Below are 19809 nucleotides of genomic sequence, written 5' to 3' on the forward strand. Positions count from 1 at the left end.
CTGAAATTCGAAGAAAAAGAGGTTTTTAGATTGAAAGACAAACGGGGTCTTACGTTAATTTATACCGGAGACGGAAAAGGGAAAACAACCGCTGCTTTAGGTCTTGCGTTGCGCGCTACGGGACGCGGACAAAAAGTATTAATGATTCAATTTATTAAATCTCCTCAGCGTACATATGGCGAAAAGCTGATGTTTGACAGAATAGGAATTGAAATGATTCAAACCGGAGTCGGCTTTACGTGGACAAAAACACCGCCTGAACATCGTGAAGCGTTGCAAAAAGCTTGGGCGCTAACGAAGGAAAAAGTCTTCTCGAACGAATATGATGTAGTTATTTTAGACGAGTTAAATAATGCACTGGCTATCGAGAAATTTCCTATTGATGATGTGCTACCGCTACACGAAGTAATTGACCTTATTCAAAAGCGCCCTGAGCATATGCATTTGGTCATTACCGGGCGTTCTGCCAAAAAAGAAGTGATGGATGCAGCAGATCTTGTGACGGAAATGAAGCCTCATAAACATTATTATGACGAAGGAATTCCGGCTGTAAAAGGAATTGAATTTTAAAAAGCCCTCAGTGAAGAGGGCTTTTTTTATTGAGCAGGAGCATCTACTTTTTCAGCTTGCCAGTAAAATTGGCTAATGACATCAGACAGTGCTTTTGTTGTGTTGGTTAGTTCATCAAAGTTATTATCAACCCCGCCCACTTCAATTAAAATCGCATTTTTAGAAACATCTTGGTTATATACACCGTTACCGCTGGATTTGTTTTTGCCAATAACTCCACGGCTTAACCCAGGGTATTTCTTTTCAAGACCTTCATGAAGCGCTTTTGCCATTTTTAAGTTTTGTTCAAAGTTTTGATTCGCTTTCCCTAAAACAAACACAACTTTTGCATACGATTTATTGTTAATCTTAATGGTTGTATTATCTTTTCGAAGCGAATCTCGGTGCAAATCGATAAAGTAAGTTAAATCTCTATTCTCAGTCATCGCCGTTTCAATTACTGTGCGAGACATGGCGTACGATTGGTTGGTGTTCCAGCCTTTTTCTTTTAATTTCTGTCCAATATTGGTTTGATCCACTTCTGCCCCAATTCCCTGAGCCTCTAAATCTTTTCCTAGCATATTTGCGACTATATTAATATTGGTTTTGCTATCCACTGCTTTATTAGCATCTGGATCACCTTCAAGCCCTAACAGAGGCAAGTAAGATTCCCAGCTGTGTGTATGATAAATATAAAATACCTTTTTTCCGCCAGTTGTATTATTATTTGGAGCGTTCGTACCATTGTTTTCTTTAGGCTGTTGAACTTTTGTAGTAGAATTTCTTTCTTTTAGTGTTTCATCTAGCGGCGGTGCAGATTCTCTAGGGAAGTTGGTGAAATTTGTGCCTTCACCGGCGATAATGATATTGGAGTCGTAAATACTGAATCCAGGAAGTTCGGAACCAAACAAGCTTCTCGCGTCTTCTGCTCGAATACTTGTTGACAACTCGAGCAGTGTAGAAGAAAGACCTGGAGGCGAGTAATTTTTATCAAAAGCCGTTGAAAAGTGGTGGTTTTCCTGGCTCATCAAATAATAAAGGCTTTCTGCTTTATGCTTTGATAACGTTTGATAGACAATAGAAGAATTGAACTGTTCTTTAAATGCTGAGTAACTTACTAGAACAATGATAGATGATGTCATTAAAACAACGGATAAAATAACAAGAACCATCTTATATGTTAACACTACAAAATTGGCGCGATTACTAGATTTCAATGGCGAAATCTCCTCTCTATGTCAGCGTCAGGCTAATAGGTATGAAGGACTTTGCTAATCTAGTAATGATTATATGAATGGAGGTTTCTAATTATGATAAGCATTTAATAGAGAAAGTAGTCTTCAAAATCAAAAAAGAAGAATCACGTGAGATATAATCTCATATTCTCCGTGATTCTTCTTCAAATAGACATCGGATGGCTTCTCCTTTTGGAGTGAGGCTGAATCCTTTTTTCTCTTTTTTAAGCATCTGATAGTTTTGTAATTCTTGTAAATACGTAACAATGCGCTTGCGCTTTATGGAATTTAATAATCCAAACGCGGGTATTATATCGAGCTCTTTTTGACGAATACTGTTAGTAGAAACGCCTTCTAAAATTTGTACGTAAACCTGCTGAGTTTCCGTTTTTTTTAAAGTATCTATAAGTGTTAATAGCCGTAACATTTGGTTTGAATCAAAAGTTATTTGACCGATTTTTAGCGGAGTTGAAAGCAGGTCCTGACGCTGCTTATGAAGTTCATTTTCTATCTTAGCGCTTATTTCTGTCAGCTTCGTTTCTATTTCGTTTGGACTCATATAACATGTAAATTTGTTTGTTTCCTGCAGCAGAGTGACATCTGGAAAATCCCACTGTGAAAACCATTGAATGGAACCAACTTTGAGATTGGCATTCGGTGTCTTTACATGTAATACGTTTTGAATGAAGGAAAGAAAGGGATCGTTTTTCTGTAAAACTTGTTCTTCATTAAGTTGATAAGTGGTTAGGCTGCACAATTTGTCTTGGATCTCTTTGATGTGCACTTCATGGTGCTTTAAAAGACTTTTCCATTTGAAAAAGACAAGCAGTTTTTGAATTACTTCTTCATTTTCATCTATAATCTCTTCGAACTGCCGCTGAGTTGTAGCTAATCGTTTCGCTGCTAGCACTACATTATACTCATCATCGAGTGAAATAGTATCATTTGTGACATCATATGTTACGGCGAGACCCCTGTTTTCTGAAGTTAAGCGAATGATCTCGTTTTCTCCATGAACAGTTAATACCGTATCTTCCGTATCTGAAAAACCTCCCTCAAAGGCGGTGGAAGAAAGAGAGCGAAAAGGTCTCATAATGATTTCAATCCGATTGCGCCAAAAAGCAATTTGCTCAGGGTTTTTCATAATAAAAAGCAAAGGTGATTTTTTTGATTGTTCAATTGCTTCAATCACATCTGCATTTCGATGATAAAGGGAAATGAGCGGATGTTTGAAGAAACACTTATTAATATGTTGAATCCATTCTTCTTTGGAAGAATCATGTATCCTAGCGCAAAACATGTAATCTTTCATAATACTTCCGAGGTAGTTTTCCAACTCATTTTTAGTTAAAACCGTAAAATCTTGAGAATAAAGCTCATCATGATGAATAGGAATGCCGCGATTCTTATTATATTCTTTCCATAGGAATGAAGTTGGTTTCCAAAAGTGAGGATAAACGTCTTCATTTTTATCAATTGCGACGGGAAAACCGCCCCTATGACTTCCATATAAGAACGTTTGAAAAAGGACTATATCTTCTTGAGATAACTCATTCATTGCTCGCTCAAAGTAGTCATTTAAACGTCCAAGCAGCCCTTTAGTATGTTTACTTCCTACGGACCGAATCGATTTATTTTTGCGTCCGAGCGGAAGGAATGTTAAGTGGTTGTAAGCTGTAAAATCAACAGGCAAATTTTCTGGTAAAGTCATTTGTCTAACTCCTTTCATTTATTGAGTATTTTACCTATTAAAGAAGAGAAGAAAAAGTTTTAGTGTGTCTTGAATATAAGAGTTATTCTTTAAAATTTTCTGTTAATTAATCTGTATAAATTAAGAAAAGGGATTCAAAGTGATTTTGAATGGGTATAGTAATAAAAATTTTGACACATATTATCGAATATATATGAATGTTGTCAAAAAAAACAACAAAAGTGATGATTCATCCAAAGGAGGAAGCTTATGGAGAATAAAGGTCCGTTTAAAAAGACGATATCCCTATTAGATTTAACATTGATTGGATTAGGGGCTATTTTTGGCTCCGCTTGGCTGTTTGCCGTTAGTAATGTCGCTACGCAAGCAGGTCCTGCAGGAAGTTTTTCTTGGGTTATTGGTGGAGTTATTATTTTATTAATAGGCCTTGTATACGCTGAGCTAGGGGCTGCCTTGCCTCGTACAGGAGGAATTATTAGATATCCTGTTTATTCACACGGTCATCTTGTAGGCTATATGATTTCGTTTATTACTATCGTAGCTTACACTAGTTTAATCGCTATCGAAGTAACAGCAGTGAGACAGTATGTGGCTTACTGGTTTCCAGGTTTAACAAAATCCGGTTCTGACTCACCAACGATATCCGGATGGATTCTACAATTTGTGTTGCTTTGCTTATTCTTTTTACTCAATTACTGGAGTGTAAAAGCATTTGCGAAATCGAATATTATCATTTCTATTTTCAAATATTTTGTACCGCTTACGGTAATTGTAACGCTGGCATTTTATTTTAAGTCAGGAAACTTTACGATGGGAGAGTTTGCTCCCGGGGGGTTTGATGGTATCCAGGCCGCCATTGCCACAGGCGGGGTTATGTTTGCCTACTTAGGCCTTCATCCGATTGTATCTGTAGCTGGAGAGGTGAAAAATCCTCAGCGTAATATCCCAATTGCTCTTGTGATTTGTATCATTCTAGCGGCACTTATTTATACCGCTCTGCAAGTCTTATTTATCGGGGCCATTCCATCTGATATGATCACGGGCGGTTGGTCGGGCATTCAAGATAAATTTTCACTGCCGTTTAAAGACATCGCTGTTGTTCTTGGCCTTGGCTGGCTAGCAACACTTGTTATTTTAGACGCTATTTTATCACCGGGTGGTAACGGTAATATTTTTATGAATACAACATCTAGACTTATCTATGCTTGGTCTCGTAACGGTACGCTATTTAAAACGTTTGCTCATGTGGATAAAAAAACAGGGATTCCTCGATCATCTCTATGGCTTTCATTAGGACTTTCGATTTTTTGGACACTGCCATTTCCTTCATGGAATGCACTCGTAAACGTATGCTCTGTTGCGCTTATTCTTTCTTACGCGATTGCACCAATTTCATCAGCGGCCTTTATGGTGAACGCAAAAGATTTGGAAAAGCCTTTTAAATTAAGAGGAATGAGTATAATTGGTCCATTATCCTTTATTTTTGCTTCCTTTATTGTCTACTGGTCAGGATGGAAGACTATTTCATGGCTGTTAACTTCTCAATTGGTTATGTTTGTTATATATTTGATTTTTGCTAAATATGTGCCTAAAAATGAAGTAAGTCTTCGTCAGCAGATTAAATCAACATGGTGGTTAGTTGCTTATTATATCATCATGCTCTTTATTTCTTATATCGGTTCGTTCGGCGGAGGGAAAGGTTTAATTGATACGCCTGTAGACTTAATTATCATAGCGGTCGTATCTCTTGGGATTTATTATTGGGCTAAATATACCGGCCTTCCAAAAGCGCTTATTGATTACGATCACCATCCTGAACAGGAAGAAAAAGCACCTGTATAACCTGTAAAGCAGCGATATTCGCTGCTTTTTTCTATGTTATTTGAACATGAATTTCTAAAGTTTGTCGTATAATTTAGTAGGAAAGAAGGAATTAGCACATTATTGTTTAATTAATGTAATGTAACCGTTTTAAATCCAACGCTTGGAGGAAGAGTATGATTGAAAAAATAATAAATTCACTTCGAAAGCGGCTGTGGGAAAACAATAATGTTATAGAAGTGTGTAAAAATGAAGGAGAAGTATACAGAACCACGTGTGCTTTTTTTGATGGAGTAAGCAAGAATCAACTGAATGTTTTTGAAGAAGAAATGCATGTATCACTTCCTGAAGACTACAAGCAGTTTTTGCAGCTAACAAATGGGTGTAATTTGTTCATTGATGCTGACAAAAAAATAGCAGGGAATCTTTATAGCTTAGAAGATGTAAGAGAAACAGCTTATAAAAGTCAGAGTCTTTATATGACAATTGGGTCTGTCGGAGAAGAAGAGATTATCATTGACTCTAAAAAATCAGCGCACTCTGCATATATAATAGTAAAAAAGCGGAACGCATCGTTTCAAGATGCACATGTATTACATATGAATTTTCAGAAATGGCTGGATTGTTTTATAGTGAGTCAAGGGAATTGTTTTTGGCACTGGAATGGGCTTTGTAATAAAGCTCATTCAACGGATAAAAAGACAACGGCTCAATAACGTTATCTTCTCGAATGTAAAAGCAGAGCGTGTTAATCGCTCTGCTTTTTATGTAGTCATCATAAGCTAGAACAGCGTATTCATTCTAAAAGGTTATGTATATGCTTATAAAGCACTTGTCTAATATTTGAATTGTGGATAAGTATAAGTATAGGTAGGTAATAGTAAGATGAATTTAAATAAAATGAAAAGGGAGAATGGGGATGAGTCTAACAAAGCGAGGTCCTATCATTTCATCATTGGTGATAGTATTTTAAATGAAATGCTTATGACCATGTTAAAAGGATTAAATGAACCGAATACAGCTTTAGCACAAGTAAATGCGCTGATTTTCAGATAGCAGCAAGCACTTCTTATTGCTGCTATCGTTGGAGTGATTGCCCACGTCTTATCTTTTTTCTAAAATGAATGCATGCTCGGGAAAATGCTTCAACAAGTGTTTCTATATAAATAAACGAGCACGTTAGTGTGCTCGTTTATTTATATAGAAGGAAGACGTTCCCAACCGTAAGCTTCGTCTTCAACTTTAGTTTCTCCAAACTGACTTGTGCGATTCAAGATTTTTTTGCCGCCTAATTTTTTATAAAACTGAGTCGCTTTCTTATTTTTCTTCATAGCCCAAATAATCATAGACGTATATTGCTGATCAGCAAATTCTTTTACTGAATGAGAAAATAGAAGATGACCAATTCCTTGGCTTTGCACTTCCTTGCAAACGTATAGCGCGTATATTTCAGCGCGTGACAAATGAGGCTTACCCGCTGAAAAGCCGACGATCTCTCCTCGTTCATCGATAGCGAGCAAAATAAAATGAGAAGGATCGGTAAGAAAAAGGGACCATTTTTCTGCACTTTGTTTATAAGACAAGTTGTTTAAATAAGCATCAGGTACTAACTCTTTGTATGTAATGCGCCAGCTGTCTACGTACAGACGGGCAACAGAAGGGATGTGAGAGGAAGTAGCTTTAATAATTTTCATTAAAAAATCTCCTTTTTTAAAATATTAAGGCATATAGTATACCTTTCAGCCTAAGAATATTATGAAAAATAGATCATAATTTTCCAGTAATTCATAAAATGGTAAAAAAGGTGGTGTTCATTCTCACTCTATCACGGTAAAGTGAGAATATACATTTGTTTTGTTGTTTTAATTTTTGCTACATGTATAATGTCTAACGATCTATTTGTTATTCACCTTTACTAGTCTATCAAATAGTTTTGTTAAAGCCAAAGGGGCATAGGGTAAGAAATGTCAATTCAGCTGCGTTTTGTTTTAACGTATATCAGTATTGTGTTTGTCTTTATTATTTTGCTTTTTTTATCGGGCTTTCTCATTTTCTTCTCCATTACTGGAGACGCCGATTTTGTAAGAAAACTGTACAGTCACTCCTATGAGTACAAATTGTTAACGCCAGAAGAAGAAAATGCATTCTTGGATTTAAAGTTATTGAGTGAAGAAAAACCGGAGCAGCTGCTGCGGCCGGATATGGTTAAAAAATATGAATTTGAAAATATTGATATTGTGATTCAAAAAAACACAGAGGTTGTATATGCTTCAGAATCCATTAAAGGAGAAAACCTTCGTAAATACTTGCCAAAGCATCAAAAAAGTAAAGGAAATCATTCGTATCAGCAGGACATGCTGCGCATAGGCAAGCAGTACTTTACATATATCAACCTTGATTTTCCTTTCTCGAATCAAGAAAAAGGAAGCATTTACGTTTTGCGAAAAATCAGCCCTTATGTAGGTATTATTAATCGAATTTTCCCTTTTTTAATCTTTCTACTATTAATTTTAGTCATTGTTATTATTGGATTTTTAAACTATCTTGTTTCAAGAAGCATTATTAAACCTATTCGTGAATTAAAAGAAGCGGCTGAAAAAATAAAACAAGGTGATCTTCACTTTGAGATCTCTGCTAATTCAAAGGATGAAATAGGCGAATTAACGCAAGCTTTTGAAGAAATGAGGCAAAAACTAAAATCTTCTGTTGAACTGCAAATTCAATATGAAGATAATCGAAAGCAGCTGCTTTCAAGTATTTCACACGATTTACGAACTCCTATTACTTCCATTGTAGGATATGTAGAAGGAATTCAAGATGGAGTAGCTAATACGCCGGATAAGCTTTCTAAATATTTATTAACGATTTCAACAAAAGCAAAAGACATGAATGCGTTAATCGATGAGCTGTTTTTATTTTCTAAATTGGATTTGCACGAAATTCCATTTGTGTTTAAAAAACTTAATATTTCAGCATTTATGGAAAGTTATGTGCAAGAGCTTCAGTTTGAAATGAGCGAACATGATATTGATGTTTTATTTTCTAATGTTTCTCTAACAACGCTGTATGCCAAGGCAGATGCTGAGCAGCTGCGAAGAGTTTTAATAAATTTAACAACCAACAGCATTAAATTTATGGATAAAGAAAGAAGAAAAATCGATATCGTTCTTTCTGCTACCGAAAGTGAACTCATTATTGAAGTAAAAGACAACGGCTCTGGGATTTCACCGGAAGCATTAGCGCATATTTTTGACCGGTTTTATCGAGCAGAACAGTCCCGCAATAGCAATACTGGAGGAAGTGGACTTGGACTGGCCATTGCAAAACAAATTGTTGAACGCCACGGGGGAGACATCTGGGCACTAAGTAAGCTTGGCGAGGGAACAAGTATTTTCTTTTCTTTGCAAAAAATGAATGAAAATGGTGATACACATGAAGAAGATATTATTAGTTGAAGATGAAGTAAGTATTGCTGAATTGCAAAGAGATTATTTAGAAATTAACGATTTTGAAATAGACGTTCAATATAGCGGGGATAAGGGATTAGAAAAAGCGTTAAATGAACATTTTGACCTGGTTATTTTGGATATTATGCTTCCTAAAGTGAGCGGATTTGAAGTGTGCAAGCAAATTCGAGCTGCAAAAGATATTCCAATCATTTTAGTTTCAGCTAAAAAAGAAGAAATTGATAAAATTAGAGGGCTCGGTCTAGGTGCAGATGACTATATTACAAAGCCATTCAGCCCTGGGGAGCTGGTCGCAAGAGTCAAAGCGCATTTAGCTAGATATGAAAGACTCTCTGATAAGCAGGAAAAGCGTATGATTCGCATTCATGGCTTAGCGATTGACACGCTCGCTAGAAGAGTATTCGTGAATGACAAAGAAGTGTTTTTTACAGCGAAGGAATTCGATTTGCTGAAGTTTATCGTTTCTCATCCAAATCAAGTATTAAGTAAAGAACATCTATTTGAAAAAATTTGGGGATTTGATTCTTCAGGAGATATTTCAACCGTAACAGTTCACATTCGAAAACTGAGAGAAAAGTTAGAAGAAAACCCAGCAGATCCTCAGTACCTAGAAACGGTTTGGGGAGCAGGATACCGGTTTAATATTTAAAAAAAGAGATCCGAACGATTAATCGTTCGGATCTCTTTTTTATTACGTAGTAACGATTCTATGACGAGCTTTAATCTTACTCACGGGAGGTTCGGAAGAAAATATATTTTTTTCACCGATTTTATCATATAGACCGGTTGACTTTAACATTTCTTTCGGCTGGTGCTGTAAGCCAGAAATAACGACTTGGCTATGCGAATCTTTCAAACGTTCGACCACCTTCGATAGTAAAGCTTCTCCAGATGTATCAATAAAGGAGACTTGGCTCATTCGAAGCAATAAAACTTTCGGTTTCGCTTCAGCGATGTTATCAAAGGAATCTTCTAATACTTCAGCTGATCCAAAGAAAAGAGATCCTTGCATGGTATATTCCATCAACTCAGATTTGTGAGCGTTTTCAGATGTTTCCGCTAAAACCTTTGATATCTTCAGTGATCCGCTCATTCGTTTCACGAACATAACAATAGCTAAAAGTAGACCCACGCCTACACCTGTTGTTAAATCGATTGAAACTGTTAATAAAAACGTAGCTACAAGTACAAATGAATCAGCCGACTTTGTTTTTAAAATATGAACAAATTCTTTACGCTCACTCATATTCCAAGCGACAAACATTAAAATAGGGGCCATACTTGCCAGCGGAATGTTTGATGCATAAGGAGCCAGCATCACAAGGACTAATAAAACAACTAAGCCGTGTATGACTCCTGATAGCGGAGAAGCTGCGCCGTTTTTGATATTAGTAGCCGTTCTGGCGATAGCACCAGTTGCTGGAATTCCACCAAACAGTGAGGTAGCAATATTAGCAATTCCTTGGCCCACAAGCTCTTTATTGCTATTATGCTTGGTTTTGGCCATATTATCAGCAACAACAGCCGATAGTAAAGACTCAATACCTCCAAGCATCGCAATTACGCAGGCAGCCGGAAATAGCATCACGATGTTATCCCATGTTAAATCTGGAAAGCTAAAAGATGGTAGTTTACTAGGAATGGCACCGTAAGTAGAGCCAATCGTTGCAACTTTTCCTGGGAACAGTGTAATGGCTACAAGTGTGGAAACAAGAAGACCTAGAAGGGCACCCGGAATTTTAGGTAAAAACTTTGGCGTTGTAATCACGATAGCTAAACAAATAGCGGCTATGATGACGCTGTAAATGTTAATCGTTGCAATTTTTCGTAGGATTTCAATCATATTTAAATGAAATTCCTCATGTTTTGCAATTCCTTTTAATCCTAAAAAGTTAGCGATCTGACCTGAGAAAATAATAATCGCAATTCCTGCTGTAAATCCAATCGTCACAGGGCGCGGAATAAACTTTATAAATTTCCCTAGCTTAAATATTCCGAGAAGCGTAATCATAATTCCAGCCATAAAGCCGGCGATAATGAGGTTCTCGTAATCATATTGCATGACAACTCCAAGCAGCACCGGAACAAATGCACCTGTTGGACCTGCAATTTGAAATTTCGATCCGCCTAATATTGAAACCATAATCCCTGCGATAATGGTTGTATAAATCCCGTATTCAGGTCTTACACCAGAAGCGATGGCAAAGGCCATTGCTAAAGGAATAGCAACGACCCCAACAACCAAACCGGCGATAATATCTTTTTGTAAATGCCCTGCTGAATAGCCTTGAAATCGGTTATCTTTTAGCATTCGATAAAATCCTCCTTCATGAGCTTACGGTTTCAGTTCGGTCTTTAGAATAGCCGTTTACAACAACGTCAAGCTTTCCTGTTGAGGGGTGAATAACCATTCCAGAAACAAGCACGTCTTTTGGTAATAAAGGGTGATTTCGAATCATATCCACACTGTTTTCGACACTATCTTCTACACATTCAAACCCAGTCAACCATGATTCTAAATCAATACCGGCATATTTTAGATTACGAATCTGTTCCGCGCTGATCCCTCTTTGTTCAGCAGAGGCTAAAATAGCTTCAGCTTTCATGCCTGTCATTCCACATTCATGATGACCGATGACACATACTTCATCAGCTTGCAAAGCGTAGACGGCAACCAATATACTTCTCATGACGCTGCCAAAGGGATGGGAGATAACAGCTCCGGCATTTTTCACTATTTTTGCATCTCCATTTTTTAGCCCCATGGCTTTAGGAAGTAATTCTAACAAACGTGTATCCATACAAGTTAAGATGACTATTTTTTTGTTAGGAAATTTGGATGTTTGAAAAGCCTCAAATTGATTATTTGTTACAAATTTTTCATTAAACTTTAAAACTTCAGATAGACAAGTCATTGTTTTCCTCCTGCGTTATTTATTTTTAACTTATTTTTTAGTCTAAAGATAAAGTTTAAAAACGAACTAAATAAAATATTAAAATTTTCTTAAAATATTCAGAAAAAACTTATAAATAAATCACATTTATATGCGTGAAATTATGTAAGCGCATTCTTTATTTGTTTTCACGAAAAATAGGAATTATATGTTAAAATGGTACAAAGTTGGAATTGTCTAAAAGAATGGTAGGAAGGAGGAAGGTAAAAGTGAAGGCTCTTATAGCAATAGGCATTATTTTTTGTTGTTTAGTAGGGTGCAGTTCTAATGCTCAAGTGACCAACGACAAAGAAATGGGAGAGAATATTCAGCAATCATTTGAAAAAAAAGGTGTAAGGTCAGTGGATGTATCGAAGTTAAGTGATTTTAAATGGGAAAAAGGATATTTATTCACAAACAAAAGCAAGAAAGCCGACGTAGAAAAACTTGTAAACGCACCGATCAGTGAAGAGGTAATGAAAAAAATATCTGCTGCTAATCAAATGCTTGTATTTGTACACGAAGGAGAAGTTGTCCGCTATGTAGAACTACCCCAAGATTTCATAGCGCATGATAAAAGACAACTTGAATTTTCATCTTCTCATTCTGAACTAAAACTTAATAAAAAAAGGGAGGGCAAGCCTATAAAAGCAGGAGATAAAACGTTAAGTTCAGAAGATGCTTTAGCTGTAGAATCAATTATGAAACAAATTCAATGGAAAAAAGCTGATTACAGCGTCGCTCTTGACCCAGATGTACAGCTTACTTATGAAGGAGTCGTATACAATGTACGATTCACCTCCGAGAGTGCGGAACTTATTTCTAAAAGACGGGGAGTATATGGTAAAGTAACAGGAGAAACAGCACAGCAGCTATATGACCTATTGATGTAACCTATTGATTTATCAATAGGTTTTTTGGTGCACATATTTTTTAAATTTACATAAAATGTCTTGGTATTGTTGACATTAACGTTAACGTTAATCTATAATGGTAATATACAATTGACGTTAACGTTAATGTTAAAGAGAGGTGAAGGGGAAAGCATGTATCTAATCGATGACGTGACGAAAATGACCGGTTTGACCAAGCGTGCTCTTCGTTATTATGAAGAGATTGGACTCATTTTGCCCCCGCAGCGCACGAAAGGAAATGCACGGATTTATTCCGAAGAAGAGGTAAAAGAACTAAAAAAAGTAGCAGAAGCAAAAGAAGTTCTCGGTTTTTCTTTACAGGAGCTGCAGCAGTTTATGTCGCTCAAAAGAATGATTGAAGAAAGAAGTGAGCAGCAAGGGTTATCAGCCAAAGAGATAACTAAAATAGAAAATTTACTGGAAAATCAAATCAAGATGATTGGATTTAAAGTGGTTAAAATGCAGGCATTTAAAACAGAATTAAAAGAAATGCGAGAATCTGCTATGGAAATACATGAAAAAACAAAAACAAAAGGAGAGATGAAAGAGTGGAAGGACAGCATTCAAATAACCGATTAGGTCAAATTATTACGGTAGTAGCTACTTTTTTAGCGTTTATGGGGATCGGGGTAGTAGATCCGATTTTACCGGAGATTGCTAAGCAAATTGGAGCTTCCCATTGGCAAGTAGAAATGTTATTTACTTCCTATTTGCTAATGATGGCTATTATGATGATTCCAGCAGGCATCTTAGCATCACGTGTAGGAGACAAGCGTTTGATGGTAACAGGACTTATTATTGTGACGATTTTTGCAGCACTATGCGGGTTTTCTAACAATATTCCTCAGCTTTCTATTTTCCGAGCAGGATGGGGACTTGGCAATTCGTTTTTCTTTGCAACAGCTATGACGCTGCTTATTGCATTATCAGGTGAAGTGAAAAAAGCAGTAGGGTTATATGAAGCTGCGATTGGTTTGGGAATGGCCGGAGGACCGCTTGTAGGAGGCGTGTTAGGAAATGCTTCTTGGAGATTGCCGTTTTTCGGTACAAGTGCTTTAATTTTTATCGCCTTTATTTTAGTATTAACGATTGTTAAACAGCCTACAAGCACTAAGCCTCGTAAAGCAGCGGGTTTTAAAGACATGGTAAAACTTTATAAATTAAAACCATTTACTCAAGGCGCTGTATCAGGCATGCTTTATTACTACGGATTTTTTACAGTGTTAGCTTATACGCCGCTTATTCTATCGATCGGAGCTCTTCAAATTGGCTTTGTTTTCTTTGGATGGGGATTATGTTTAGCTTATGGCTCAGCGGTTTTAGCGCATCAGTTAGAAAAAAGATATCAGCCAAAACAAGTGTTACATGTTAGCTTAATTGTCTTTTCACTTATTTTAATTTGTTTATTTGCCTTTGATGCAACATGGTTACGCATTGTTTTAATCATGGCCGCAGGTCTTGTATCAGGACTTAATAATGCATTATTTACGAGTCATGTCATGGAAGTATCTCCTTATGAACGAGGAATTACATCTGGAGGATATAATTTCTTAAGATGGTTAGGTGCAGCGTTTGCTCCTTTATTATCAGGAGTTATCGGCAATGCCGTAGCGCCTCAAGCTCCTTTTCTCGTAGCAGCAATTCTTGGGTTGCTCGCTTTTGTTATTATGGTTATAAAAGTAAAAACAACTTCTCAAACGAATGAAGCTGTATCTAAATAAACGTTGAAATAAAAGGCTTTTTCTTGTGAAAAGCCTTTTATTTTGTTTTATGTTATAATAGTAAAAACGTTTTTAATCATAAAAATGAAACTCTTTACCAACTTGTACGTATACTTTATATGTACATAAATCTTTTTAGGAGCGTGATGCCCATGGCCACCTGTCAAAATTGTAATCATAAATGGAACTGGAGGACAACCTTTAAACAACTGTTAACATTTAGAAACGTTTTAGAATGCCCACACTGTGACAAACAACAGTATATCTCTGCAAAATCCCAAAAGCGATTATCAATCTACTCATTTGCACCCCTTATTATTTGGCTTATTCTCTCACTATTTGACTTTTCCTTTCCATCCATTGTTGTCGCGGAGCTTATTTTCTTCATAGCAGCGGTTGTTATGATGCCACTTTCTTATGAAGTAAGCAGCGAAGAAGAACCCTTGTGGTAATAAAAAAACCTTCCGTTAAAACGGAAGGTTTTTTTATGCGGCTTTACCGTCTAGCTGTTGTCCATGATGGCGCTGATAATACACCCACCCAGCATTCAACAGTAGAAGAACACTCGTTGTTAAGAATACGTAAGGAATTCCTTTAGCTCCGGCAATTTGTCCGCCAATGACTGGACCGGCTAAATTTCCAAAATATTGCGCTGTTTGATTATAGCCAAACATTTTACCTGTAATAGAGTCCGGTACAATTTTCTTTAAATAAGAATTAATAGAAGGTAATAATCCTCCCATTGCAAAACCGAGTAAAAAACGAAGTAAGAATAGCTGCCAAGTACTATTCACAAAGGCCTGCAAGCCGCAAATAACCGCTACGATAAGCAAGCATATTTGAAGTACATTTTGAGGGCCCACGCGATCGCTGACTTTGCCAAGTTTTGATGCAGCTAAAATATTTGAAATTCCTGTTGCCGCCACGACAAAGCCTGAAATAAGGGCAAGGTGATCGGTATGAGTAGACAGTTGTTTTACATACAGTGTAACGATTGGCTGAATAGCCATAACCGCAAGCTGCAGTAAAAAAGTTGTAACAAATACACCAATCACGGCCTTTGAATTTTTAAGAGACAGTAACCCAATGTTAGATTTTTTCGTCGTTTTCGCCGTCTCTTTTTTGTCTTCTTGAATTAAATTTACAATTAAAAAAGACAAAAACATAAATGCACCCGTCACGAAAAAAACGTGACGCAATCCAATTGTATCTCCTAAGTAGCCGCCTACTAGCGGTCCTAATAAAGATCCTGATACAGCCCCTGTAGACAACATACCTAATGCTTTACCGCTGTGCTCTTTAGGTGTTTGAGTCGCTACTAACGTAATGGCTGCAGAGATGAAGCCGGAAACGGCCCCCATTAAAAAGCGCAGTCCGACAAGCTGATAGACATTTTGAACAAAACCAATAGAAGTCATAACAATTGCCATACCCAAGCTTGCGCGAAGGAGCATAAGCTTTCGGCCATATTTATCGGCCAAACTCCCCCATAAAGGAGAAACAATAGCCGCCATTAAAAAGGTAGATCCAAATGCAATACCAGCCCATCTGCTGATGGAGCTTGTATCGTGAACGCCCAGCTTTTCAATATAAAGCGGTAAAAACGGAATAACTAAACTCATCCCGGCTGTGGTGCAAAAAGAACCGAACCAGCAAATGTACAAGTTTCGTTTCCATAATTCCATTCTATTTCCTTCTTTCGTTGTACCGCATGGCGTGAAAACAACAAAAGAGCGAAACCATACGGCCTGCTCTTTTAGCATACATGCAGCATCTTTTTATCAATATAAATTATACCATATATCAGAAATGTTTAAAAATAAAATGATTTACTTAGTGAACTATTAACGTAAAGTGAAAATAGAAAGGGGTACAGTTTTACGTCAGGTTTTTTAGCCGCTTGAAGATGGTAATGATTCGTTCTTTTCGGGTATAATGTGGCGTGAAGCGTCCTCAATTTATTTTCGTTTGAGCATTTATTTATAATAGAAGACATATAAAAGGACGGTGGTATGTAAATGACTAAAAAAGAAAATGAATCCATTTATATTCAGCAGCATTTAGCAAATGAACGAACGTATTTAGCGTGGATTCGAACGTCTATTGCCACACTCGGCATTGGCTTTGTTGCAGGCGGCCTACATTTCAATTCCGGAAAAAAATTAAGTGAAGCAGCCGATACTCTTATTATTGCTGTTATCATCTTTTCTTTAGCTGCAAGTGCAGGTTTGCTTCTCTTCTCAACCTATCATTATTTTTCAACCCGCAAAAAAATTAACAGCCAAACGTATCAATCTTCTCACGCTTTGGTTATTTTTGTTTTAATGATTATGCTGATGCTGATCGGCGCTCTTATGTTTTACTTTTTTAACATTGCATAAAAAAGTTTAAGATGCAAGAAAAAAGGGAAAGCAGTCCCAGAGAATTTACGGTTTTATGAAAGAAAAAGAAGATCTATTGATATGGTGGTAATGGCAGATGTAATTATAATAATATCTTCTTTATGAACCGGCTGTATAATTTTACAGGTTAAATTCTTTGTTAACCGCGGATAATGGAAAAGGAAAGCTTTATAAGCCGAAACTTATCCAATACATGTTGAACATAAAAATTGAATATGAATTTCACTACAGGGTGAAGCGAAAGTAAAGGAGAACGCTGTTATGATTCAAACATCTAAGACCGTTGCCGCTCGTTTTTTTACGGAGCGTTTCTTTGATCAGGCTGCTCAAACAGCCTACTATTTTTTATTATCTTTTGTACCGTTTATTATCTTTCTTTTTTCTCTGCTGAGTTTCTTTCCAATTGATACAAATAATTTGCTGATATTTATTGAACCATTTACGCCTAAAAGCGCCTACGACGTAATTGAACGGTCAATTGAAACAGTTAACAATAGCGGGAAAAAAGTTTTATCTTTTAGTTTATTGGCGACTTTTTGGCTCGCATCTATGGCTATACAATCTTTGGTTCGCTCGTTAAATGACGCGTATCATATTCAAAGAAAACAAACGTTTTTGCGCGGTTTAATCAATGATTTGATTTTAACTTTTGGTTTTATGGTTGTGGTAGCTATTTCATTGTTTGTACCAATTATTGAAGAGGTTATTCGACATTTGGTCCTAACAAAAGTCCATGTTCCTGATATATGGTTTCAAAGCTGGACGACAATTAGATGGGGAATTGGGACATTATTTTTATTAGGCTTCTTCATTCTTTTTTACAAACTGATGCCAAGCGCAAGAGTAACGTGGAAAGATGTACTTCCAGGGGCTGTTTTCTCCACGCTAGGATGGCAAGTTGTATCTACCGGATTCGGATACTATGTCCAGTTTGGAAGCTACTCGCAAATCTATGGTCAGCTTGGAAGTATTATTATTTTAATGGTCTGGTTTTATTTAACGGCCGCTATTTTATTAATTGGCGGTTTAATAAACGGTAATAAGTTCATCAAAGCTCACAAGACAACGTATAGAGACGCGGAAAATGACTAGGGAAACCTAGTCGTTTTCTTTATATTCAGTTTTACAGTTAGAAAGTTTATCAAAAAAATATTGCGGGTAACTATTGAATATCTCGTTGCCTTCCCTTTACACACAACAAAAAAGCAGTAGGAGTTCACGTTGAGATGAGGTGGAAAATTGAATAATTTTAATCGGTTTTTAATCGCAATTATTGGAATTGCAGGACTGATTTGTTCCGGTATGTTAGCACTGATGGTTTATAGGGTTCCTCACCTTTCAAGCTGGTTAGAAAAGTGGCAGCATCAGGAGTGGTTTTACTACACAGTTTTATCAATAAGCGCATTTTTAGCTGTTATTTTTATTATTTTTCTTTTAACAGGCATATTTAGCAGACCGCCTAAGAAGAATTTAGCAATTGTAACTGGTGAAGGCAAAATAACAATTTCTAAAGCAACGATCGAATCTACAGCTTTACGAGCAATTAGAAGCTTTCAGGGAATACGCTCTCCTGAAGTCCATGCCTCTATTCATTCTCGCAAAGAAAAAGTTAGTCTGTATATCAACTGTTCGTTGTTTGGACGAGATGGACTACCAACACTAGGAAAAGAGATGCAGCTTGAAACAAAACGCGCCGTGGAGGCCTTACTCGAGCTTCCCGTTCACTCCGTCCGTATTGACTTAACAGATACACAAACACGAAAGAAAGAGCGTGTTGTGTGATGAAGGAGGGACATAATGAGTACTCCAGATAAATTGATTCCGTACCGTGGCCGAGTACTTGGTATTCTGGCAGGTTTAGTGTTGGCAATTTTGCTGTTAACAATTGGTTTTGGCCCCACGCTGCTAATTGTAGCTTTTATGGGAATTGGTTATGTAATCGGGAAGTGGCGAGACGGTCATTTAGACATAAATGCTTGGGTAGGATTCTTTACTAAAGGAAGATAGAAAATCACTTTAAGGGAGATGTTAGTTATGGCAGTTAATGAAACAAATACAGCAGTAAAATCTCAGGAAAATACACATCAAAATACATTAACATTTGAAGATCAAGTCATTAAAAAAATTGCTGGAATTGCAGCTAATGAAATTAAAGGAATTTTATCAATGAGCGGCGGATTTATGAGCGGGTTAACAGATCGCTTCCGCAGCACTGAAGATATCACAAAAGGGATTAACGCTGAAGTAGGAGAAAAGCAAGTTGCCCTTGATTTAAAAGTAATTGTCGAATACGGAAAAAATGTTCCAGCTATTTTCTCTGAAACTGTTAATAATGTGAAAAAATCAGTTCATGATATGACGGGATTAGAGGTAGTAGAAGTAAATATGCATGTAGAGGACGTAATGACTCGCTCTGAATTTGAAGCGAGAACGGATCGAGACAAAGAGCAGGAGTCAAAGCGTGATCTTGAATAAAATATAAAAGGTAAACACTTCCATTCATCATATATTCTTTGTATGATGAATGAGAAGTGTTTTTTTATGGGAGGGAGAATTCTGTGATTTTGGTTAGTTCCTGCTTAGCAGGTCAAGCTTGCAGATATAATGGAAGCAGTGCCTTAGTTAAGGTAATTGAAGCGCTCGTTGAAAATAAAGAAGCGGTGATGATGTGTCCGGAACTGTTAGGTGGATTTCACACGCCTAGAGAACCGGCAGAAATTATAAAAGGAACGGGAATAGACGTAATAAACGGAAATGCGCGAGTTATTGAACGATCGGGAAAAGACGTGACAGATATATACATAGACGGGGCCTATAAGGCACTGAGCATCGCAAAAGAAATAAAAGCTACTGTTATTGTACTAAAAGAAAACAGCCCTTCATGTGGAAGTGAACATATATATAACGGAGCATTTTCAAATGTTAAATTAGCCGGTGAAGGGGTAACGACTGCGTTGCTAAGAAAGCATGGTTTTATCGTTATGTCCGAATCTCAATTTGCAGCTGAAATGCATGAAGACCCATCATAATCAAAAAAAGCGTACACACATAGTGTA

The 19809-nt window shown here is 36.9% G+C and carries 22 protein-coding genes; 16 read left to right on the forward strand and 6 right to left on the reverse strand.

Translation table 11 applies throughout. The features are described from left to right. Nucleotides 1-30 precede the first annotated feature (30 nt). Entirely contained in the window at nucleotides 31-570 is a 540-nt protein-coding gene (gene cobO / locus AC2YJL_RS11205) for a cob(I)yrinic acid a,c-diamide adenosyltransferase (RefSeq protein ID WP_013057304.1), read from the forward strand. Nucleotides 571-596: 26 nt separating this feature from the next. On the opposite strand, the gene spoIIP is transcribed toward cobO, so the two are convergent. Then, the gene (spoIIP, locus tag AC2YJL_RS11210) at nucleotides 597-1766 is read right to left on the reverse strand and encodes a stage II sporulation protein P (protein WP_045291726.1); all 1170 of its coding nucleotides are present in this window, start codon (nucleotides 1764-1766) and stop codon (nucleotides 597-599) included. Between the two features lie 160 nt (nucleotides 1767-1926). Beyond that, the gene (locus tag AC2YJL_RS11215; protein ID WP_487374757.1) at nucleotides 1927-3495 is read right to left on the reverse strand and encodes an RQC-minor-2 family DNA-binding protein; all 1569 of its coding nucleotides are present in this window, start codon (nucleotides 3493-3495) and stop codon (nucleotides 1927-1929) included. 249 nt (nucleotides 3496-3744) lie between these two features. Here AC2YJL_RS11215 and AC2YJL_RS11220 point away from each other — a divergent pair, with 249 nt between their 5' ends. The 3 genes from AC2YJL_RS11220 (at nucleotide 3745) to AC2YJL_RS11230 (ending at nucleotide 6372) form a co-directional block, all read left to right on the forward strand. Then, entirely contained in the window at nucleotides 3745-5337 is a 1593-nt protein-coding gene (locus tag AC2YJL_RS11220; protein WP_050690215.1) for an APC family permease, read from the forward strand. Between the two features lie 155 nt (nucleotides 5338-5492). Beyond that, a complete protein-coding gene (locus tag AC2YJL_RS11225; protein ID WP_195696881.1) occupies nucleotides 5493-6032 on the forward strand; it encodes an SMI1/KNR4 family protein in 540 nt (179 codons plus the stop codon). A gap of 169 nt (nucleotides 6033-6201) precedes the next feature. Next, nucleotides 6202-6372, forward strand: coding sequence for a hypothetical protein (locus AC2YJL_RS11230; RefSeq protein WP_195696882.1), 171 nt, complete (start codon nucleotides 6202-6204; stop codon nucleotides 6370-6372). 140 nt (nucleotides 6373-6512) lie between these two features. On the opposite strand, the gene AC2YJL_RS11235 is transcribed toward AC2YJL_RS11230, so the two are convergent. Then, nucleotides 6513-7010 (reverse strand): GNAT family N-acetyltransferase, encoded by a 498-nt coding sequence (locus AC2YJL_RS11235; RefSeq protein WP_195696883.1) that lies wholly within the window; start codon nucleotides 7008-7010, stop codon nucleotides 6513-6515. A 270-nt stretch (nucleotides 7011-7280) separates the two neighbouring features. Between AC2YJL_RS11235 and AC2YJL_RS11240 the strand changes: the two genes are divergently transcribed. Together AC2YJL_RS11240 and AC2YJL_RS11245 are read left to right on the forward strand one after the other, a co-directional pair. Continuing rightward, nucleotides 7281-8771: a sensor histidine kinase gene (locus AC2YJL_RS11240; protein WP_487374758.1), complete on the forward strand. Its 1491-nt coding sequence runs from the start codon at nucleotides 7281-7283 to the stop codon at nucleotides 8769-8771. Then, the gene (locus AC2YJL_RS11245; protein WP_028408317.1) at nucleotides 8749-9432 is read left to right on the forward strand and encodes a response regulator transcription factor; all 684 of its coding nucleotides are present in this window, start codon (nucleotides 8749-8751) and stop codon (nucleotides 9430-9432) included. The genes AC2YJL_RS11240 and AC2YJL_RS11245 overlap by 23 nt, the downstream gene beginning before the upstream one ends. A 42-nt stretch (nucleotides 9433-9474) precedes the next feature. On the opposite strand, the gene AC2YJL_RS11250 is transcribed toward AC2YJL_RS11245, so the two are convergent. Then, complete coding sequence (locus tag AC2YJL_RS11250) at nucleotides 9475-11094, reverse strand: SulP family inorganic anion transporter (RefSeq protein WP_487374759.1); 1620 nt, start codon at nucleotides 11092-11094, stop codon at nucleotides 9475-9477. Between the two features lie 16 nt (nucleotides 11095-11110). Then, nucleotides 11111-11698 carry a beta-class carbonic anhydrase gene (locus tag AC2YJL_RS11255; protein ID WP_050691664.1) on the reverse strand — a complete coding sequence of 196 codons (588 nt, stop codon included), beginning with the start codon at nucleotides 11696-11698 and terminating at the stop codon, nucleotides 11111-11113. 248 nt (nucleotides 11699-11946) lie between these two features. Here AC2YJL_RS11255 and AC2YJL_RS11260 point away from each other — a divergent pair, with 248 nt between their 5' ends. The 4 genes from AC2YJL_RS11260 (at nucleotide 11947) to AC2YJL_RS11275 (ending at nucleotide 14803) form a co-directional block, all read left to right on the forward strand. Continuing rightward, the gene (locus tag AC2YJL_RS11260) at nucleotides 11947-12609 is read left to right on the forward strand and encodes a hypothetical protein (protein WP_195696886.1); all 663 of its coding nucleotides are present in this window, start codon (nucleotides 11947-11949) and stop codon (nucleotides 12607-12609) included. A gap of 153 nt (nucleotides 12610-12762) precedes the next feature. Beyond that, entirely contained in the window at nucleotides 12763-13209 is a 447-nt protein-coding gene (locus tag AC2YJL_RS11265) for a MerR family transcriptional regulator (protein WP_487374760.1), read from the forward strand. Then, nucleotides 13179-14351, forward strand: a complete 1173-nt coding sequence (locus AC2YJL_RS11270; RefSeq protein ID WP_014459848.1) for an MFS transporter — start codon at nucleotides 13179-13181, stop codon at nucleotides 14349-14351. The genes AC2YJL_RS11265 and AC2YJL_RS11270 overlap by 31 nt, the downstream gene beginning before the upstream one ends. A 152-nt stretch (nucleotides 14352-14503) precedes the next feature. Further along, the gene (locus tag AC2YJL_RS11275; RefSeq protein WP_016764349.1) at nucleotides 14504-14803 is read left to right on the forward strand and encodes a TIGR04104 family putative zinc finger protein; all 300 of its coding nucleotides are present in this window, start codon (nucleotides 14504-14506) and stop codon (nucleotides 14801-14803) included. A gap of 33 nt (nucleotides 14804-14836) precedes the next feature. On the opposite strand, the gene AC2YJL_RS11280 is transcribed toward AC2YJL_RS11275, so the two are convergent. Continuing rightward, nucleotides 14837-16036: a multidrug efflux MFS transporter gene (locus AC2YJL_RS11280; protein WP_230932826.1), complete on the reverse strand. Its 1200-nt coding sequence runs from the start codon at nucleotides 16034-16036 to the stop codon at nucleotides 14837-14839. 333 nt (nucleotides 16037-16369) lie between these two features. Here AC2YJL_RS11280 and AC2YJL_RS11285 point away from each other — a divergent pair, with 333 nt between their 5' ends. The 6 genes from AC2YJL_RS11285 to AC2YJL_RS11310 all read left to right on the forward strand — a co-directional run bounded on the left by AC2YJL_RS11285 (nucleotide 16370) and on the right by AC2YJL_RS11310 (nucleotide 19782). Continuing rightward, on the forward strand, nucleotides 16370-16732 hold the full coding sequence (locus tag AC2YJL_RS11285; protein ID WP_013057288.1) for a YidH family protein: 363 nt from the start codon (nucleotides 16370-16372) through the stop codon (nucleotides 16730-16732). A gap of 282 nt (nucleotides 16733-17014) precedes the next feature. Then, complete coding sequence (locus AC2YJL_RS11290) at nucleotides 17015-17845, forward strand: YihY/virulence factor BrkB family protein (RefSeq protein WP_013057287.1); 831 nt, start codon at nucleotides 17015-17017, stop codon at nucleotides 17843-17845. 147 nt (nucleotides 17846-17992) lie between these two features. Further along, nucleotides 17993-18535, forward strand: coding sequence for an alkaline shock response membrane anchor protein AmaP (amaP, locus tag AC2YJL_RS11295; protein WP_251568217.1), 543 nt, complete (start codon nucleotides 17993-17995; stop codon nucleotides 18533-18535). 15 nt (nucleotides 18536-18550) lie between these two features. Further along, the gene (locus tag AC2YJL_RS11300) at nucleotides 18551-18760 is read left to right on the forward strand and encodes a DUF2273 domain-containing protein (RefSeq protein ID WP_016764344.1); all 210 of its coding nucleotides are present in this window, start codon (nucleotides 18551-18553) and stop codon (nucleotides 18758-18760) included. A gap of 27 nt (nucleotides 18761-18787) precedes the next feature. Further along, nucleotides 18788-19228 (forward strand): Asp23/Gls24 family envelope stress response protein, encoded by a 441-nt coding sequence (locus AC2YJL_RS11305; protein WP_195696889.1) that lies wholly within the window; start codon nucleotides 18788-18790, stop codon nucleotides 19226-19228. Between the two features lie 83 nt (nucleotides 19229-19311). After that, nucleotides 19312-19782, forward strand: a complete 471-nt coding sequence (locus AC2YJL_RS11310; RefSeq protein ID WP_195696890.1) for a 2-thiouracil desulfurase family protein — start codon at nucleotides 19312-19314, stop codon at nucleotides 19780-19782. The last annotated feature ends 27 nt before the right edge of the window (nucleotides 19783-19809 follow it).

It is taken from the genome of Priestia sp. SRI_019, assembly GCF_057586255.1.

What these genes read in the sequence shown, in the direction of transcription:
- AC2YJL_RS11215 (WP_487374757.1), bottom strand. Translation starts at nt 3,495, where the DNA reads ATGACTTTACCAGAAAATTTGCCTGTTGATTTTACAGCTTACAACCAC.
- AC2YJL_RS11220 (WP_050690215.1), top strand. Translation starts at nt 3,745, where the DNA reads ATGGAGAATAAAGGTCCGTTTAAAAAGACGATATCCCTATTAGATTTA.
- AC2YJL_RS11225 (WP_195696881.1), top strand. Translation starts at nt 5,493, where the DNA reads ATGATTGAAAAAATAATAAATTCACTTCGAAAGCGGCTGTGGGAAAAC.
- AC2YJL_RS11230 (WP_195696882.1), top strand. Translation starts at nt 6,202, where the DNA reads ATGAATTTAAATAAAATGAAAAGGGAGAATGGGGATGAGTCTAACAAA.
- AC2YJL_RS11235 (WP_195696883.1), bottom strand. Translation starts at nt 7,010, where the DNA reads ATGAAAATTATTAAAGCTACTTCCTCTCACATCCCTTCTGTTGCCCGT.
- AC2YJL_RS11240 (WP_487374758.1), top strand. Translation starts at nt 7,281, where the DNA reads ATGTCAATTCAGCTGCGTTTTGTTTTAACGTATATCAGTATTGTGTTT.
- AC2YJL_RS11245 (WP_028408317.1), top strand. Translation starts at nt 8,749, where the DNA reads ATGAAGAAGATATTATTAGTTGAAGATGAAGTAAGTATTGCTGAATTG.
- AC2YJL_RS11250 (WP_487374759.1), bottom strand. Translation starts at nt 11,094, where the DNA reads ATGCTAAAAGATAACCGATTTCAAGGCTATTCAGCAGGGCATTTACAA.
- AC2YJL_RS11255 (WP_050691664.1), bottom strand. Translation starts at nt 11,698, where the DNA reads ATGACTTGTCTATCTGAAGTTTTAAAGTTTAATGAAAAATTTGTAACA.
- AC2YJL_RS11265 (WP_487374760.1), top strand. Translation starts at nt 12,763, where the DNA reads ATGTATCTAATCGATGACGTGACGAAAATGACCGGTTTGACCAAGCGT.
- AC2YJL_RS11275 (WP_016764349.1), top strand. Translation starts at nt 14,504, where the DNA reads ATGGCCACCTGTCAAAATTGTAATCATAAATGGAACTGGAGGACAACC.
- AC2YJL_RS11280 (WP_230932826.1), bottom strand. Translation starts at nt 16,036, where the DNA reads ATGGAATTATGGAAACGAAACTTGTACATTTGCTGGTTCGGTTCTTTT.
- AC2YJL_RS11285 (WP_013057288.1), top strand. Translation starts at nt 16,370, where the DNA reads ATGACTAAAAAAGAAAATGAATCCATTTATATTCAGCAGCATTTAGCA.
- AC2YJL_RS11290 (WP_013057287.1), top strand. Translation starts at nt 17,015, where the DNA reads ATGATTCAAACATCTAAGACCGTTGCCGCTCGTTTTTTTACGGAGCGT.
- AC2YJL_RS11300 (WP_016764344.1), top strand. Translation starts at nt 18,551, where the DNA reads ATGAGTACTCCAGATAAATTGATTCCGTACCGTGGCCGAGTACTTGGT.
- AC2YJL_RS11305 (WP_195696889.1), top strand. Translation starts at nt 18,788, where the DNA reads ATGGCAGTTAATGAAACAAATACAGCAGTAAAATCTCAGGAAAATACA.